The following is a 15,865-nucleotide window of genomic DNA, read 5'->3' as shown; positions in this document are numbered from 1 at the left end:
AGGGAGGACGGGCATGGCCACGCAGGTCTTCTTCGCGACGAACCGGACCTTCGACGGAACCCTCTTTGGTGGTTCGCCGGACAAGGTCGTCCACACCCTCCGCCTCGGCGAGGTGCGCGTCTCGCAGGCGGCCGGCGATGGAATGACGCGGGTCCTGGAATCCCGCTCCTGCGACGGGCTGGACGATTTCGCAGCCGCCTCGGGAAGCTGCGGGCAGGTGCTGGACGGCTACATCCGGGCCGTCCGCGCCGCGGGCGGCGTGCCCTTCCTGAACATCCACGGCTTCCAGTACAGCTTCGACGAGGCCGTCATCCGCACCGCGGAGCTCGCGGAGATGTTCCGGGAGGCCAACCCCGCCGTGCCGGCGGTGCCGCTCCTGATCACCTGGCCCTCCAGCGGCGCGCTCGGCGCGAAGGACTACGTGACGGACCGGCAGAGCGCGCTGGTCTCCGGAGAGGCCGTCGCCCGCCTCTTCGAGGAGTTGCACGCCCGCGGCCTCGCGCCGCTACATCCCTTCCTCCTCGTCCACAGCTCCGGGGCCTGGGCCCTGCAGCACGCGGTGCAGGCCTCGCTCCGCCGCTTCAAGAACGGGCTGCCGCGCCTGTTCCGCAACGTCGTGCTGGCGGCGGCGGACGTGGCCCATGACGCGCTGAACGATCCCGGCGCCCTTCGCCCCCTGGCCGACATGGCCGACCGCGTGACCGCCCTCGTGCTGCCGGAGGACCCCGTGCTGAACCGGCTCAGCGCACCGATGAACGGGCCCCGGCTCGGCGCCCAGGGTCCGCCGCTCGATGGCAGCCTGCCGGACAACGTCCGGGTGCTGGATATGAGCTACCTCGTGGACCTCGCCGGCCTGGTGGCGCCGCAGTGGGACAGCGCCTGGAACCTCGTCGGCCACCAGTACTACCGCAGCGAGGCACGGGTGCGGGACGCGATGGCGGCCCTGCTCATGGCCGACCGCCTGCCGCTGGAGGCCGTGTGGCGGCCCGGCGTCCGGGACCCGACCGTCGCCATCAGCGAGCGGGCGGCCCCCTTCTACTGGTACGTGGGCGGCGCCCCGTCCCAGCCCGGCGCGCTGCCCGGTCCGCAGGGCGGGTAAGCAGCGGCGGCGGATTTGTGACGCAGGCGATTTTCCCCTAAATCGCCGCCCCAATGTCCCGTCGCCCGCCGCCGCACACCGATCCCGACCCCGTCCTGATCACCACCACCGAAGAGCTTGTGCCGCTCTGCGAGCGGCTCCGCCAGGAGCCCTTCGTGACGGTGGACACGGAGTTCATGCGGGAGCGGACCTACTGGCCCGAGCTCTGCGTCGTGCAGCTCGGCGGCGAGCGCGACACGGCCGTGGTGGACGCCCTGGCCCCGGGGCTCGACCTCTCGCCGCTGGGCGCCCTGCTCGCCGACGAGCACGTCACGAAGGTCTTCCACGCCTGCAAGCAGGACGTGGAGATCTTCTACCTCCGCTTCGGCACGACCCCGCAGCCGCTCTTCGATACGCAGATCGCGGCCATGGTCGCGGGCTTCGGCGACCAGGCGAGCTACGACAGCCTCGCCCGCGCGCTGGCCAACGCGTCCATCGACAAGGCCCACCGCTTCTCCGACTGGTCGGCCCGGCCGCTCTCCCCGGCGCAGATCGCCTATGCCGCGGCGGACGTGACGCATCTCCGCCGGATCTACGTCGCGCTTCGCGACCGCCTGGCGCGGGAGGGCCGCCTCGACTGGGTGGCGGAGGAGATGGCGGAGCTGGCCGACCCCGCCACCTACGCCACCGACCCCGATCGCGCCTGGGAGCGGCTGCGGCCGCGCACCGGGAACCGCCGCTTCCTGGGCGCCCTGCGGGCCGTCGCGGCCTGGCGGGAGCGGGAGGCACAGCGGGTGAACATCCCCCGCCAGCGGCTGGTGCGCGATGAATCGCTTCTGGAGGTCGCGGCGACCGCCCCGGCGGATGCCGCCGCCCTCGCCCGGGTGCGCGGCGTGACGGAGGGCTTCGCCCGTGGCAAGTCCGGCACCTCCCTCCTCGCCGCCATCGAGGAGGCGCGCGCCCTGCCCGAGGACGCCTTGCCGGAGCTGCCGCGGGAACGGGTCGGTCCCTCCCCCTCCCCGGCCCTGGTCGCGCTGCTGAAGGTCCTGCTGGCCGCCAAGGCGGAGGAGCACCAGGTGGCTCCGAAGCTCCTCGCCTCCTCCGAGGAGCTGGACCGGCTGGCGGCCGAGGCCCCGGCCGACCTGCCCGCCCTGACCGGATGGCGCCGCCGCGTCTTCGGGGAGGACGCGCTGGCGCTGCGGGGCGGCGACCTCGCCCTCGGCGTGGAGGGGCGCCGGGTCCGCCTCATCCGCCCGGGCTGACCGGGCGGGGGAAACCATGCCCCTCCCGCCGGGTTGACGCCGTCGGTGCTTGCGTCCCCCGGCCCGCTGCGATAGCGGCTGCTACCTCGCGGCCCCTGCCGCGTCCCCTTACGAGACGGACCCCCAGGAACCCTATGGCGAGGACCCCAGACCTGAGCGCCGAGCCGTTGCGCGACCACAAGCGCGCGGTGCTGGACGCCGGGGCGGTGCGGGAGGCCTATCGCCGCTGGGCCGGCGTCTACGACACGGTTTTCGGCGGCGTCTCCTCCTTCGGCCGCAAGCGTGCCGTCGCCGCCGTCAACCGGCTGCCCGGCACCCGCGTGCTGGAGGTCGGGGTCGGCACCGGCCTCGCCCTGCCCCGCTACCGCCGGGACAAGCGGGTGGTCGGCGTGGACCTGTCGCGGGAGATGCTGGAAAAGGCGCGGGAGCGCGTCGCCGCCGAGAGCCTGACCCATGTTGAGGGCCTGGTGGAGATGGATGCCGAGCGCATGGCCTTCCACGACGCCTCCTTCGACATCGCGGTGGCGATGTTCACGGCGAGCGTGGTGCCGGATGCGCGGCGCCTCTTCGCCGAGATGTCCCGCGTGGTAAGGCCGGGCGGGCAACTGCTTTTCGTAAACCATTTCGCCGCGCAGGACGGGCTGCGCTGGTGGGCGGAGCGCAGCATGGCGCCGCTGGCCCGGGTGCTGGGCTGGCACCCCGACTTTGCCTTGTCAGACCTGCTGGGCGCGGATGCGGAGGTGGTGGCGATGGAGCCCTGTCCACCGGGCGGGCTCTTCACCCTCGTCCAGGTTCGCAACGGTCAGGCGGTCCAGGCCCTGGCGGCCTGAGCGCCGGCGGGCACCCCGGTCCCAGGCCGGGCGCCCGGCACGGACGACGCGGGCGTCCGGACCCTGAGCCGGGGACCTCGCCCGGTAGCCTGCCGGCGGTGTGCGACACGGGCGCCGGCGCGCTCCGCAACCCGCATTCCGGCACCTTCTTCGCCGCCGTCGAGATGACCCGGATGCCGATGGTCGTCACCGATCCGCACCAGCGCGACAACCCCATCATCTTCGTCAACCAGGCCTTCCTGCGCATGACAGGCTACGCGCCGGAGGAGGTGATCGGCCGCGACTGCCGGGTCCTGCAGGGCACCGACCCCGACCCCGCGACGGCGGCCGCGGTCCGGGAGGCGATCAAGGGGCGGCGGGAGTGCGCGACCGAGATCCTCAACCACCGCAAGAACGGCTCCACCTTCTGGAACGCCCGCTTCATCGCCCGGGTGTTCAACCCCGCGGGAGGGATCGTCCACTTACGCCGCCGAATTCCCCCTCCCGCGGGCTGGATGGGGTCTCGGAGTTCGATCTGATCCACAAGCCCATGGCCGTGCGGAGCTGGCGCGAACGGTGCGGATCGTGCCCGACGGGCCGGCCGGCGCCGGCCGGCGGGTCCGTCAGGGGCTGAGCTGCGCCAGCGTCCCGAGCGCCGCCCGCTCCGCGGCGCGGGCCGCGTCCTCCGGCAGCAGAAGGCGCTCCGCCACCATCCGCGCAGCGGCGGCCCGCACCGCCTCGGCATAGGCGTTCGCGCCGGGGTAGCGCTCCTCGATCGAGGGGCGGGGATCGCCGGAGGCCTGCCGCTCCGCCCGCGTGGCCGCGAAGGGGACCACGGCGCCCTGCAGCGGGAAGAGCGTGCCGGCGCCGTAGCCCGGCGCGCGCGGGTTCCAGCCGGTGTAGCTGGCCCGCGGCACGGCCAGGGGCAGCATCCGGATCCCGGCGATCGCCATGCCGTCCGCGTCCGCGCGCGGGACGAAGACGGGATAGGTGCCGATCTCCCGCGGCGGCATCACGGTCTGGTCCGAGAAGCTGGCACCGGTGAAGATGCCGGCATAGGGCAGGCCGGGGATGCCGGCGGGGACCGCCCCCGCGGCCTCCATCAGCGTCCCGTGGGCGCGCATCGGCACGCGGCTGGCGGGCGGCTCCACCCCCTCCGCGATCCAGGCCTGCATCGCCGCCAGCAGGGCACGCATGGGCGGGCCGGCATGCATCGGGTTCACGGCCAGCGCCATGGTCGGTGCGCGGCGGGCCGTCTCGCCGGGGTTCGCGTAGTGCGGCGTGCCGGCGATCATGTAGGCGCGCACGTCGGGCGGCAGGTCGTGGTGGTTCCCCACCGTGTCGGTCACGAGGAGCGAGGCGCGGGACGCCCACCACTCGTGCTCGGAATCCGTCTGCATCACCCGCGGGCAGGTGCCGGTCAGGCGGCAGCGCAGCATCAACCCATCCCGCCGGCCCGAGAGCGGGTCGTCCATCACCGCGTAGGTGAAGGGAAAGGTATCGGCCTGCCAGGCCGGGTCCTGCGGGTGGCGGGCGTTGCGGCCGGGATTGCCGAAGCGGACGTTGGTCGCCATGCGCCGCCCGCCGGCGATGTGCGGCATCAGCCCGTCGAACACCACACGCCCGCGCAGGTCCTCGTTGAAGCCGAGCCAGAGGAAGTCCCGCAGGAAGCGCCCGGACTGGGAGACGCCGAAGCCGATGGCGTGGTGGATCGAGGAGCGGCCATTGGCGGCCAGCGGGTTCTCCGCCCGGCCCTCACGCCGCAAGAAGGCGGTGACGTCCCGCGTGGCCGCGAAGCCCAGCCCGAGCACGGCCGGGTCGCGGGCGGTGTAGGTCACCTCGTAGAGCGCACCGGCGTCGAAGCCCTCCGCGGGGCGGGTGATCTCCACCGTCTGCGATCCGGTGGCGCGGATGGACAGGCCCGCCGGAGTCTGCCGCGGGTTCGACCAGTGCGCGCGCACGGTGACGGACAGGTTCGCCGGATCGGCCATCGGCCAGGTCAGCGTGGCGGTGGCCGGGCTGCGCGTGTGGTCGAAGAGGAACTCGTCCCGCATCGGGCCGGTGACGCCGGCCAGCACCGGCGCGCGCAGGGCGAGCTGCCCCGGCTCCGAGGGGATGTCGGCCTGCCAGCCGATCCAGGCCATGGAGTATCCGCGCCGGTGCAGGAACCCGATGCCCGCATCCGCCGCGGCCTGCGCGTTGTTGGCGCCGGGCTGCGCGCTGTCGTCGAAGAGCTGCGGCGCGAGCTTCCGCCCGCGGTTCGGCACGTCCACCAGCAGCGTGCCGTTGCCGCGCGCCGGATCGGCGGGGCGCAGGATGACCACGTCCGCCACCGCCTCCACCCGCCCCTGCGGGTTGCGCGGCGCGCGGTCCAGGTCGGCGATGATCGCGTTGCGCGGATCGGCGGGATCCACCGCGACCGTGGCGCGGCCGGTGATGCGGACATAGGGCCCGGTGCCCTCGAAGGAGCGGCCCTCGAAGGCGGGGACGCTCTCCGTCACCTCGAAGCGCGTCACCTCCGCCAGGGCGGGCGCGGCGAGCAGCGTGAGAAGCGGAATCGCGAGGTGGCGCATGACCCGAACCCTTCCGCCCCGTCCGTGAAGGGGTTCCGCGCGGCCGGGGCGGGCCTCGCGCGACACCGTGGCATCAGATCCGGGGACGGGCCGCGAGGCCCGCCGATGTCGCGCAGTCCGGGATGGCGCGGCTACTCCACGCGGATGTTGCGGCTCCGGATCACCTCGCGCCACTTCGCGTTCTCGGCGGCGTTGTAGGCGGCCCATTCCTCCGGCCGCTGCTCCTCCGGCACGGTGGCCAGCGCGGCCAGGCGCTGCCGCGTCTCCGGCGCCGTGGCCGCGGCGCGGAACAGCTCGTTCAGGCGCGCCACGATCGGGGCGGGCGTGCCGGCGGGCACCAGCACGGCGATGTGCTCCGCCACCACCACGTCGAAACCCTGCTCCTTAAATGTGGGGACGTCGGGCGCGACGGGGGACCGCTCCGCGCTGCTGATCGCCAGGGCGCGCAGGTCGCCGGACTGGATCAGCGGCAGCACGCCGGACGCGGCCTGGACGATCATCTGCGCCTCGTTCGCCAGCGTGCCCTGCACCGCCGGCGCACCGCCGCGGTAGCCGACATCCGTCATCTGGATGCCGGCCGCCTGCAGGAAGAGCTCGGTCGCGAGGTGGGTGGAGGAGCCGGCCCCGGAATTCGCGTAGACCATCCGGGCGTTCGGCGCCTTCGCCGCCGCGACGAACTGCGCGAGCGTCTGGTGCGGCGACGCCTTCGGCACGCAGAGGATCATCGGCTGCGACGCGACCAGCCCGACGCCGGTGAAGGCGGTCTCGTTGTTGTAGGGCAGCTGGTAGAGGTGCGGCGCCATCGCATAGGTGGAGACGGTGCCGACGAGCACCGTGTAGCCGTCCGGCCGCGCACGCGCGACGGAGGAGAAGCCGATCGTGCCGTTCGCGCCGGTGCGGTTGTCCACCACGAAACCCTTGCCCGTGTCCTGCGACAGCTTCGCGGCGAGGATGCGCGCCACCGCGTCGGTGGAGCCGCCGGCGGCCCAGGGCACGACGAGGGTCACGGTCCGCTCGGGATAGCTGCCGGCGGCGTTCTGCGCGGCGGTGGGGCGGTGCAGCAGCGGCAGGCCGAGCGCGGCCGTGCCGAGGGTGCGACGGGTGATCATGCCGGACGTTCCTCGGGGCCCGCTGAACGCGGGCCTTCGTGGGCTGAATGTCACGGGAGGGCGGAATCCGGCAAGCCATTCGTGGCGGCCGCGCCTATCCTTCGCGTCGGAGAAGGAGGCCCACCATGTCCGACACGCCCCGCCCCAGCCCGGCGCCCGAGATGCCGAAGCCCACCTCCGCGGAGGACCGGAAGAAGGCGCAGGACGAGGAGCTGGACGAGGCGCTGGAGGAGACCTTCCCGGCCAGCGACCCCGTCTCCACGCTGCGGGAGGACTAGCGCCCGCCCCGCCCTGGCGCGTGCGGGTCCAGCGCCGCGTCGGGCAGCGCCATCACATGGCCCGACCAGGTCCAGACGAGCGCGCACTCCACCCGCCGCCCGGGCCAGGCCGCGCCCAGCACGGCGCGATAGGCGGCCATCTGGCGGAGATAGGCGGGCGGCACCGCCGCCACAGTCTCCGGCGGCGGGCGGTTGGTCTTGTAGTCCACCACCAGCACGCGGTCGGGACCGATCCACAGCCGGTCCACCTGCCCGGCGATGGGAAGCCCGTCCACCACGCCCGCGAGCGGCGCCTCCGCGAGGCTGCCCGGGCCGAAGGCCTCGCGCAGCGCGGGGTGGCGCAGCACGGCCAGGGTCTCCGCCAGCGTGGCCGCCTGCTCGGAGGGGTCCAGCCCGTGGCCGGGCCGGGCGAGGTGGCGGCGGGCCATGGACTCCCACTCCGCCTCGTCATGCTCCGGCAGGTGCTGCAGCAGGCCGTGGATCAGCAACCCCCGGCGGAAGCGGCGCCCGGCGGGGTCGGCGGCGCCGTGCGGGGCCGCGGCCGGCACCTCCGCCTCGCCCTCCGCGCGCGAGGGGGCGAAGGGGTCGGCGCTCGCCTCCTCGGGCGCGGGGCGGGTGGCCCAGGCGGGCAGCGTCTCGGCCTCGGCGCGGAGCGTCGGGCGCTCCTCCCGCGGCGGGGCGATCTGCGGGCAGGTGATCCTCCAACCCTCCTCGCCGAAGCCGGCCACATCGGTCAGGCCGAAGGCCGTGGGGTCGAAGCGCACGCGGGCGAAGCCGTCCTCGCCCGCCTCCAGACCGCGGAAGAAGCCCTCCTTCACCAGCCGGTGCCACGGCGGGTGCGCTGGCTCCCGCGCCGGGGCCAGGCCGCAGACGATCAGCCGGTCCTCCGCCCGCGTCAGCGCCACGTAGAGCAGGCGGTTCTCCTCCTCGTTCGCGGCCTCCTCCGCCGTGCTGCGCGCGCGGCGCCAGGCCTCGGCCTGGAACTCCTTCCGCGGCGCCCAGAGCGGGATGTCCGGCCGGTTCGCGCCCTCCGCGCCGCCACCCCGCTCCCACAGCAGCACGTCGCGCGCGCCGCCGCGGCCGATATCGGGGATGATCACGACCGGCGCCTCCAGCCCCTTCGATCCGTGCGCGGTCATGATGCGGACGGCGTCCATCGCGCCCTCCATCTCCCGCTTCACCGTCGCGCCGCCCTGGCGCAGCCAGTGGACGAAGCCCTGGAGGGAGGGCGGGTGCCGCGCCTCGTAGCGCAGCGCGGCGGACAGCAGCTCGTCCAGCGCCTCCGCCGCCTCCGCGCCGAGCCGCGCGAGCAGGCGGGCGCGGCCGCCATGCTCGCCGAGGATCTCGGAGAGCAGGGCGTGCGGCGTGACGAGGTCGGCGCGGGAGGCCAGCCGGGCGATCCAGTCGGCGGCGCGCCCGATCTCGCTGTCCTCGCCCAGGCGCTTCGTCACCTCGTACCAGAGGGGGCCGCGGCGGCCGTGGCAGAGCGCGAAGAGCGCGTGATCGTCCAGCCCGACCAGCGGCGACTTCAGCGCGGCCGCGAGCGACAGGTCGTCCTCCGGCAGGAGGATGGCGTCGCACAGCGCCAGCAGGTCCATCACCCCGATCTGCTCGACCAGCGCGATCCGGTCCACGCCGCCCACGCGCACGCCGCGCTGCTTCAGGCCGCGCACCAGCAGGTCCACGAAGCGGGTGCGGCGCCGCACCAGCACCATCACGTCGCCGGGGTTGATCCGCCGGTCGCCGCGGGCCGGCAGGGTCTCGTGCTGCACCATGTGGCGGATGCGGGCGGCGATGGCCTCCGCGAGCTGCGCCTCCGCGTCATGGGCCTGCACGGGATCCGCCGGCACGACCCAGGGCTCGGCCTCGCTTCTCTCGGCCCGCTCCAGCAAGGGCCAGATCTCCACCATCCCGGCCTCGCCGGCGCGGTCGGTGGAGTGCATCAGCGCCTCCCCGTCCCGCACCACGCCGCGGCGGGCGGGGCCGTCCGCGAAGACGCGATCCACCAGGGACAGGACGGGCGCGCAGGAGCGGAAGGAGACGTTCAGCGGCACCCGCTCGAAGGCACCGCCGCCGCGGGTCACCTGCGCGTCGAAGCGGCGCTCCCACTCCGCGAAGCCGCGCGCGTCGGCGCCCTGGAAGCCGAAGATGCTCTGCTTCTCGTCGCCCACGACGAAGAGCGTGCGCTCGCCCGGCTCATGCGTGCCGCGGCCCGCGAAGAACTCCTCCGCCAGGGCCTGCGCGATGCCCCATTGCGCGGGGTTCGTGTCCTGCGCCTCATCGAGGAGGATGTGGTCCAGCCCGCCATCCAGCTTGAACAGCACCCAGGCCGAGCCGGGATCGCGCAGCAGGGCCTGGGCGCGGTGGATCAGGTCGTCGAAGTCCAGCGCGCCGCGCCGCGCCTTGCGGGCGCGGTAGTCGTCCAGCACCGGCCGCGCGGCGGAGAGCAGCGCGTCCGTCGCGCCGAGCAGGCGGTGCGCGCTCCAGCGCGCCAGGATCTCCTCCAGGCGTCCCATCTCGGCGGTGAGCTCGTCGAACTTCGCCAGCGCGGCGCGACGGTCGCCCGCCTGGGTGAAGAGGGTGGCGCACCAATCCGACCACCGGCCGGAGCGCTCGGCCTCGGCGAGGGAGAGAATGTCGAGAAGCGCCGTCGCGGCCTCGCGCGGTCCCTTGTTCTTGTGCTGCGCCAGGGTGCGGAGGGATTCGACCAGGCCGGCCGGCGGCGCCGTCACCAGCCGCGCGAGATCCTCCTCGCACTCGCCATCCGGCAGGCCGAGGCAGTCCCGCAGCACCGCGCCGCAGCCGCCCGCCATCAGCGGCGCCAGCCGGTCGCGATGGCGCACGAGCTCCCGCACCGCATTCCCCATCGCGTCGGCGGAGACGAGGCGCGCGAGGCCGGACAGCGCTTCCGGCGGCACCATCCCGCCGGCCAGCGCGGCCTCCCGCGCCTCCGCCAGCAGGGCGTTGCTGTCTGCCTCCTCCAGCAGCGCGAATTGGGGCGGCAGCTGCGCTTCCAGCGGGAAGGAGCGGAGGAGCGACTGGCAGAAGGCGTGGATCGTCACGATCCGCATCCCGCCCGGCTGCTCCAGCACGCGGCAGAAGAGGCGGCGTGCCGCCTCGACCTCGTCGCGCGTCACGAAGCCGCCGGTCACCTTCTCGATCTCGGCGCGCAGCGGCCCTTCGGCCATGACGCACCATTCGCCCAGGCGCTTCGCGAGGCGCGTGGCCATCTCCGCCGCCGCCGCCTTGGTGAAAGTGAGGCAGAGGATGCGGCCGGGCGCCGCGTCCTCCCGCAGCAGCAGGCGCAGCACGCGGTCGGTCAGGACCTTCGTCTTGCCCGACCCGGCGGAGGCCCCCACCCAGGCGGAGATCCGCGGATCCGAAGCGGACTGCTGCGCGATCGTCGCACGCGTCCGGGCGGCGAGGGCTTCGTTCACGCGTCACCCCCGGTCGCACCACCCCATTCCCGGATGCGGGAGAGGTGGTCGAATTCGCCACCCTTGGGAGAGCGGTCGGGATGCGGGCGAGCGATGAAGGGCCGGTCGGAGAGGAGGAAGTCTCGGACCAGCGCCTCCACGCCGATCAGCGTGTTCTCCGTCACCTCCTCGAGCGTCGTGCCGCGCGGCTTGAAGAGGTGGACCTCGCCCGCCTCCCACCCGCCCGAGACCTTCCAGTGCGCCAGCTCCGACACGGCGGCGGCGGGAATGCCGGCGAAGGCCCCACGGGCGGCCATCGCCGCCTCCAGCGGCAGCTGCGGCTCGCGGCCATCGGTCATCTTCGCGCCCGTCGGCGGCTCGCCGGTCTTGAAGTCGAGGATGGCGAGGCTGCCATCCGCCAGCAGGTCCACCCGGTCCGCGCGGCCGTAGAGCGTCACGCCGCCCTCCAGCAGCAGCTCGCCCACCACCTCCGTGTGACGCCGCGCGACATGGCTCCGGGCGCGCTCGGTCGCCAGCACGAACTCCGCGATGCGGGACAGGCGCGGGCGCCAATAGGCCATCAGGCCGGGACGCGGGGCGTGGGCGGCCAGCGAGGTCTCCAGGGCATCGCCGAAATGCGCGACGGCGCGCTCGCACCAGGGATCGCCGTCGCAGAGGCGCAGCCACTCCGCGACCATCGCGTGGACGATGTTGCCGTACTCCGCCGCATCGGCCTGCGCGTCCAGGTCGTCCAGCGGGCGAAGGCCGAGGACCCGGCGCGCGTACCAGGCGTAGGGATCGGCCTTCAGCAGCCAGACATCGGTGATGGAGAGACGGCGCGGGCGCAGATGCGCAGGCGGGGCCGGCGACGGGCGTGTGCAGGGCCGGGCTTGGTCCGGCACGTCCAGCAGCCCCGCCCAGCCGCTGGCCGGGGACGCCTCCATCGGACCGAGCGCCTGGCCCTTCAGGAAGGTCTCGATGCGCGTGATCCACCGCGCCGCCACGGTGGGCGATCCCGCCCGCTTGCGGGCGCGGGACAGCGTGGCGCGCGGCGCCGCGAGGGCCGAGAGCACGAAATCCGCACAGACACGGCCGATGCGCGCCTCCGGCGCCGGCAGGCCAAAGGCGATGCGCATCGGCCGGCTCATCCAGGCGCCGGGATCGGTCGCGATCGGCCACACACTTTCCTCCAGCGCGCCGAGCACGACGCGGTCGAAGGATTGCAGCCGCGCCTCCAGCAGGCCGAGGATCTGCACGCGCGGGTGCGACGCGCCCTTGCGCCCGCGCATGTTGCGCACGCCCGGCGCCAGCGGCCCCTCCAGCAGCGCGTCGAAGAGCGGCGGCCAGGCGCGCGCCTCCAGCGGCGGCAGGGCGCGCATCGCCGGCTCGAGGGATGCGAGGTGGACGGCCAACGGCTCGCCCTCCTCCCCGGCGTAGAGGCGCATGCCACCCGGACGGTCGTCGTCGGAGGCGAGCGCCTCCGCCGCGGAGAGATGGTCTGCCAGCAGGTCGGCCGGGGGGCGCACGCGGGCGTCCAGTTCGCGGAAGCGGCCGAGTGCGGCCTCCAGCCGGTCCAGCAGGCGCCGCAGCCGGTCGCGGTCCTCCAGGCGGCGTTCGCGCCCGCGCTCGCTCTCGTCGCGCTCCGGTTCGGCAAGCGCCGCCTCCATCGCGGCGCGCAGCCCGTCCAGGCCGGGGCCGGGGCGCGGGCCGCGCAGCACGCGCCGCTCCAGGGCCCGGACGGCGTTCATCCAGTCCATCCGGGACCAGCCGGCCGCGCAGAGCGGGTGCTTCAGGCAGGCGAGCAGCGGGACGGGCGCGAAGCCCTCATCCACCATGCGCGCGATGAGCCGGAGGAAGGCGCCGGCGGGCGTGTGGCCGAGCGGCTGTCCCGCGGAGTCATCCGCCAGCACCCCGTGCCGCGCCAGCTCCACCGAGACGCGGCGCGCGAGGTCGCGGTCCGGCGTGACGAGGGCCGCGCGGGCGCCGGGCGTCTCCAGCGCCTCCCGCAGAAGAAGGGCGATGGCGGTGGCCTCGCCGGCCTCGTCCGGGGCGGTCAACAGGTCCAGGCCGTCCAGGGCGGGGCGCCAGCGCTCGCTGTCCAGATCCTGCCAGCAGGCGATGCCCTGCTCCGGCCGCAGGGCGCGGGCGAGCAGCGCGGCGCGGGCCGCGTTGGGCGCCGGCGCATCGGGGGCCAGTCCCGGCCAGGGCCGCAGGTCGCCCGCCGTGGCGTCCAGCCCGCGCAGCAGCCGCGCCACGCCGTTCAGCGGGTGGCTGTGCGCGTCGCGCAGATGCTCCCACAGCGCCGCGTCCATCTCCTCCCCGGCACCGTGCAGCACCACGGCGCCGTTCGGCAGGCGGGCGATGATCCGCAGCAGGTCCACGGCGGCGGGGATCGTGCCGCCCATGCCGATGCCGGCCGCGATGACGGGATCGGCGGGCGGGCGCGCCTTCCACGCCTCCGCCTGGGCGCGCAGGGCGGCGACGCGGCGGGGGCCGATGTCCATCAGCCCCTGCTCCTCCAGCCAGCCGTTCCATTGCTGGATGGCGGCGGTCAGGAACCTGTGGGTGATCTCCCAGTGCTGCGCGAGGTCGCCAGCGACGAGGTCCGGCAGCTTGTCGGGGGAGCACCCCTCCAGCGCCATCTCGTCCATCAGCGTCGCCAGCTCCTGCGCCAGGCGCCACGCCTGGTCGGGGCTGCCGGGACCGCCGAAGGTGGGTGGCAGGCGCATCACCATGTCCGTCAGCACCGCCAGCCGACGGGCCGGGTCCACCGCCGGCGGCTGGTCCAGCAGCACCGGGAGGGACAGCTCCTCCGCATCCTCGGTGGACAGGCCCGCGAGCGCGCGCAGCCGCGGCAGCAGCAGGGCCTGCGCGCCGGACGCCTTCAGGAACGCCTCCCGCAGCGCGCGGGCGGCGCGGCGGGTGGGCAGCAGGATGGTGGTGCGGGCCAGCGCGGCAGGGTCCCCGCCCCCCGCGGCTCCCCCCACCATCGCGAGCACACCATGGGCCAGGTCGTCCAGGAACGGACGATGGGCCGGGATCTCGAACAGGTTCAACGCGCCCTCTTCCCCCGTCAGGCGTCGAGGAACGGGCCTAGAACATTTTCACCAGCCCGGAGTCCAGCATTCGTTCGGACCGGGGCAGGTCCTCGGGCCGGGACAGGTGGAACCAAGCGCCGTCATGCACCAGCCCGTAGAGGCGTCCCGCCTCGATGGCGCGCAGCCAAGGGCCCATCAGGCCGAATCGGCCGGGCCGCGTCCCGTCCAGCAGGCGGGGGTGCATGATCTGCACGCCGGTGTAGGTGTAGGGCGCGATCTCCCGCTCCTTCGGCCGCCGCACGCGTCCCAGCGGATCGAGCAGGAAGTCCCCCAGCCCGACGTCGCCCTCCACCAGCGCGCTGCGGACGAGGAGGAGGAGCGAGTCCATCGTCTCCGGGTCGAAGGCGGCCGCGAGGCGGCGCAGGGCGGGGGTGGGACCGTCCAGCCAGTAGGCATCCCCGTTCACCACGGCGAAGGGCGTGTCCCCGAGATGCGGCAGGGCGTTGCGGAGGCCGCCGCCGGTCTCCAGCAGCGTGTCCTCCACCAGCACCGTGCAGCGGGGCGCCCGGCGATCCGCGCAGGCCGCCACGATCTGCGGCGCGAGGTGGTGCGCGTTCACCACAGCCTCCCCCACGCCGGCCTCGGCCAGCCGGTCCAGCGCGTGGTCCAGCAGCGACCGGCCGCGCAGCGTCAGCAGCGGCTTCGGCGTGGTGTCGGTCAGCGGCCGCATCCGCGTGCCGAGCCCGGCCGCCAGCACCATGCCGCGCGAGAGGGTGATCATGCGGCAGATTCCATCAGAGGGTTCGCGCGGAGGCGCTGCGGCACCTCCGCGTCCAGAAAGGCGGCGAGCGGCGCGGCCGCGGGATGGGCCAGCGCCCGGTCCAGCAGGCGCCAGCAGCGCGGGCCGTGGATGAGGTAGCTCGGCTTCCCGTCCCGCCGCTGCAACCGCACCCAGAGGGCGGCGACGCGCAGGTGCCGTTGCGCCGCCATGGCGGCCATGGCCGCGGCGAAGGCGTCCGGGTCCACCCCCGGCCGCAGCGCGAGGTAGCGGGCCAGCGCCGCCTCCTGCACCGCCTCCGGCACGTCGCGCCGGGCGTCCTGCAGCAGGCTCACCACGTCATAGGCGGGGTGGCCCACCGCGGCGTCCTGGAAGTCCAGCAGCCCCGTGGCCGCCGGGCCGGGGCGGCCCAACCGCATCAGGTTGGCCGGGAAGAAGTCGCGGTGGACGAAGCCGCCCGCGCCCTCGAAGGGCTGGAGCATGGCGCGGAGGGCGGCGTGGAACCCCTCCCGCTGCGGCTCCGTCGGCGGTGCGCCGAGGGCGGCGGGCCACCACCACTCCAGGAAGGTCGCGGCCGCGGCCCGGGCCATCGTCGCACCGTCCCAGGGCGGCAGGCCCGCGGGCGGCGCGGCCTCGTGGATCACGGCCAGGGCCTCCATCGCCGCGAGGTAGAGCGGCAGGGGCTCCGCGCCCCGGTCCAGCAGCGCGGCATGGGTGTCGTCGCCCAGATCCTCCAGCAGCAGCAGGCCGCCGGGCACGTCGGCCGCGATCACCTCCGGTGCCGAGAGGCCGAGCGAGCGGAGATGCGCGTCCACCCGCAGGAAGGCGAGCAGGTCCGCCGCGGCCGAGGGCAGCCCGACCGAGGCGGCCTCCGACCCGTCCATCAGGATCGCGGGGCGCGGGCCGCCGGTCAGCCGGACGTAGCGCCGGTGCCCGGCATCGCCCGGCAGCGGCGCCCGGGCCGCCTCGCGGTAGCCGTTCGCCGAGAGAAAGGCGTCGGCCGCGCTCATACCGCCACCGCCGCGGCCAGGGCGGCGAGCCGGGGGGCGTCCCAGCCCGACAGCGCGGCGTCCCGCGCATCAGCGTCCCCGGCCGGCGTCAGCCGCAGCCGCAGCGCATCCGCCGGCGCCCACTCGCCCAGGCGGTCAGGCCACTCCACCAACAGGATTCCCTCTCGCAGATCGTCCCAGCCGAGTTCCACCAGCCCGCCCGGCCCGTCCAGCCGGTAGAGGTCGAGGTGATGCGCCGTCCGCCCCGGCAGATCGTAGGATTGGACGAGGGTGAAGGTCGGGGACGGCACCTCCAGCCCCGGATCGCCGGCCGCCGCCCGCAGGAAGGCCCGCGCGAAGGCGGATTTCCCGGCGCCCAGCGGCCCCTCCAGCAGGATCGCGTCGCCCGGCCGCGCCAGCCCGGCCGCCCGCGCCGCAAGCGCGTGGGTCGCCGCCTCGTCGGGCAGGGTCAGGGTGATCGGGGGGGTCATGAGCGGGGGCAATCTGCCCGCCCGGGCGGGTGCGGGGCAAGCCG

At 74.8% G+C, this 15,865-nt stretch carries 12 protein-coding genes; 5 read left to right on the top strand and 7 right to left on the bottom strand.

Annotated features, from left to right (window positions below; translation table 11 throughout):
* Positions 1–13: 13 nt before the first annotated feature.
* From ACP6CK_RS24895 to ACP6CK_RS24880, 4 genes are all read left to right on the top strand, one after another.
* Complete coding sequence (locus tag ACP6CK_RS24895) at positions 14–1,099, top strand: alpha/beta hydrolase (protein WP_426956022.1); 1,086 nt, start codon at positions 14–16, stop codon at positions 1,097–1,099.
* A gap of 53 nt (positions 1,100–1,152) precedes the next feature.
* Positions 1,153–2,340, top strand: coding sequence for a ribonuclease D (gene rnd, locus ACP6CK_RS24890; RefSeq protein ID WP_426956021.1), 1,188 nt, complete (start codon positions 1,153–1,155; stop codon positions 2,338–2,340).
* Positions 2,341–2,474: 134 nt separating this feature from the next.
* Complete coding sequence (locus tag ACP6CK_RS24885; RefSeq protein ID WP_426956020.1) at positions 2,475–3,170, top strand: class I SAM-dependent methyltransferase; 696 nt, start codon at positions 2,475–2,477, stop codon at positions 3,168–3,170.
* A gap of 98 nt (positions 3,171–3,268) precedes the next feature.
* On the top strand, positions 3,269–3,688 hold the full coding sequence (locus tag ACP6CK_RS24880) for a PAS domain-containing protein (protein ID WP_426956019.1): 420 nt from the start codon (positions 3,269–3,271) through the stop codon (positions 3,686–3,688).
* Positions 3,689–3,772: 84 nt separating this feature from the next.
* Here ACP6CK_RS24880 and ACP6CK_RS24875 read toward each other — a convergent pair whose 3' ends face one another.
* Complete coding sequence (locus ACP6CK_RS24875; protein WP_426956018.1) at positions 3,773–5,722, bottom strand: alpha/beta hydrolase domain-containing protein; 1,950 nt, start codon at positions 5,720–5,722, stop codon at positions 3,773–3,775.
* Between the two features lie 131 nt (positions 5,723–5,853).
* Positions 5,854–6,831, bottom strand: coding sequence for a Bug family tripartite tricarboxylate transporter substrate binding protein (locus ACP6CK_RS24870; protein WP_426956017.1), 978 nt, complete (start codon positions 6,829–6,831; stop codon positions 5,854–5,856).
* Positions 6,832–6,956: 125 nt separating this feature from the next.
* Here ACP6CK_RS24870 and ACP6CK_RS24865 point away from each other — a divergent pair, with 125 nt between their 5' ends.
* Positions 6,957–7,109 carry a hypothetical protein gene (locus tag ACP6CK_RS24865; protein WP_426956016.1) on the top strand — a complete coding sequence of 51 codons (153 nt, stop codon included), beginning with the start codon at positions 6,957–6,959 and terminating at the stop codon, positions 7,107–7,109.
* Here ACP6CK_RS24865 and addA read toward each other — a convergent pair.
* The 5 genes from addA to tsaE are packed head-to-tail and all read right to left on the bottom strand — an operon-like array spanning position 7,106 to position 15,821.
* Positions 7,106–10,546, bottom strand: coding sequence for a double-strand break repair helicase AddA (gene addA, locus ACP6CK_RS24860; RefSeq protein ID WP_426956015.1), 3,441 nt, complete (start codon positions 10,544–10,546; stop codon positions 7,106–7,108). The genes ACP6CK_RS24865 and addA overlap by 4 nt on opposite strands.
* Positions 10,543–13,581, bottom strand: a complete 3,039-nt coding sequence (addB, locus tag ACP6CK_RS24855; protein ID WP_426956014.1) for a double-strand break repair protein AddB — start codon at positions 13,579–13,581, stop codon at positions 10,543–10,545. The genes addA and addB overlap by 4 nt, the downstream gene beginning before the upstream one ends.
* A gap of 37 nt (positions 13,582–13,618) precedes the next feature.
* Positions 13,619–14,344 carry a nucleotidyltransferase family protein gene (locus ACP6CK_RS24850; protein WP_426956013.1) on the bottom strand — a complete coding sequence of 242 codons (726 nt, stop codon included), beginning with the start codon at positions 14,342–14,344 and terminating at the stop codon, positions 13,619–13,621.
* Entirely contained in the window at positions 14,341–15,351 is a 1,011-nt protein-coding gene (locus tag ACP6CK_RS24845) for an aminoglycoside phosphotransferase family protein (RefSeq protein ID WP_426956012.1), read from the bottom strand. Before ACP6CK_RS24845 ends, ACP6CK_RS24850 begins: the two co-directional genes overlap by 4 nt.
* Entirely contained in the window at positions 15,348–15,821 is a 474-nt protein-coding gene (gene tsaE / locus ACP6CK_RS24840) for a tRNA (adenosine(37)-N6)-threonylcarbamoyltransferase complex ATPase subunit type 1 TsaE (RefSeq protein WP_426956011.1), read from the bottom strand. The genes ACP6CK_RS24845 and tsaE overlap by 4 nt, the downstream gene beginning before the upstream one ends.
* Between the last annotated feature and the right edge of the window lie 44 nt (positions 15,822–15,865).

It is taken from the genome of Muricoccus radiodurans (assembly GCF_050154705.1).
Taxonomy (GTDB): Bacteria; Pseudomonadota; Alphaproteobacteria; order Acetobacterales; family Acetobacteraceae; genus Roseomonas; species Roseomonas radiodurans.
Note: the sequence above shows the minus strand (reverse complement) of the source record. Positions and strands in the feature narration are given on the sequence as shown.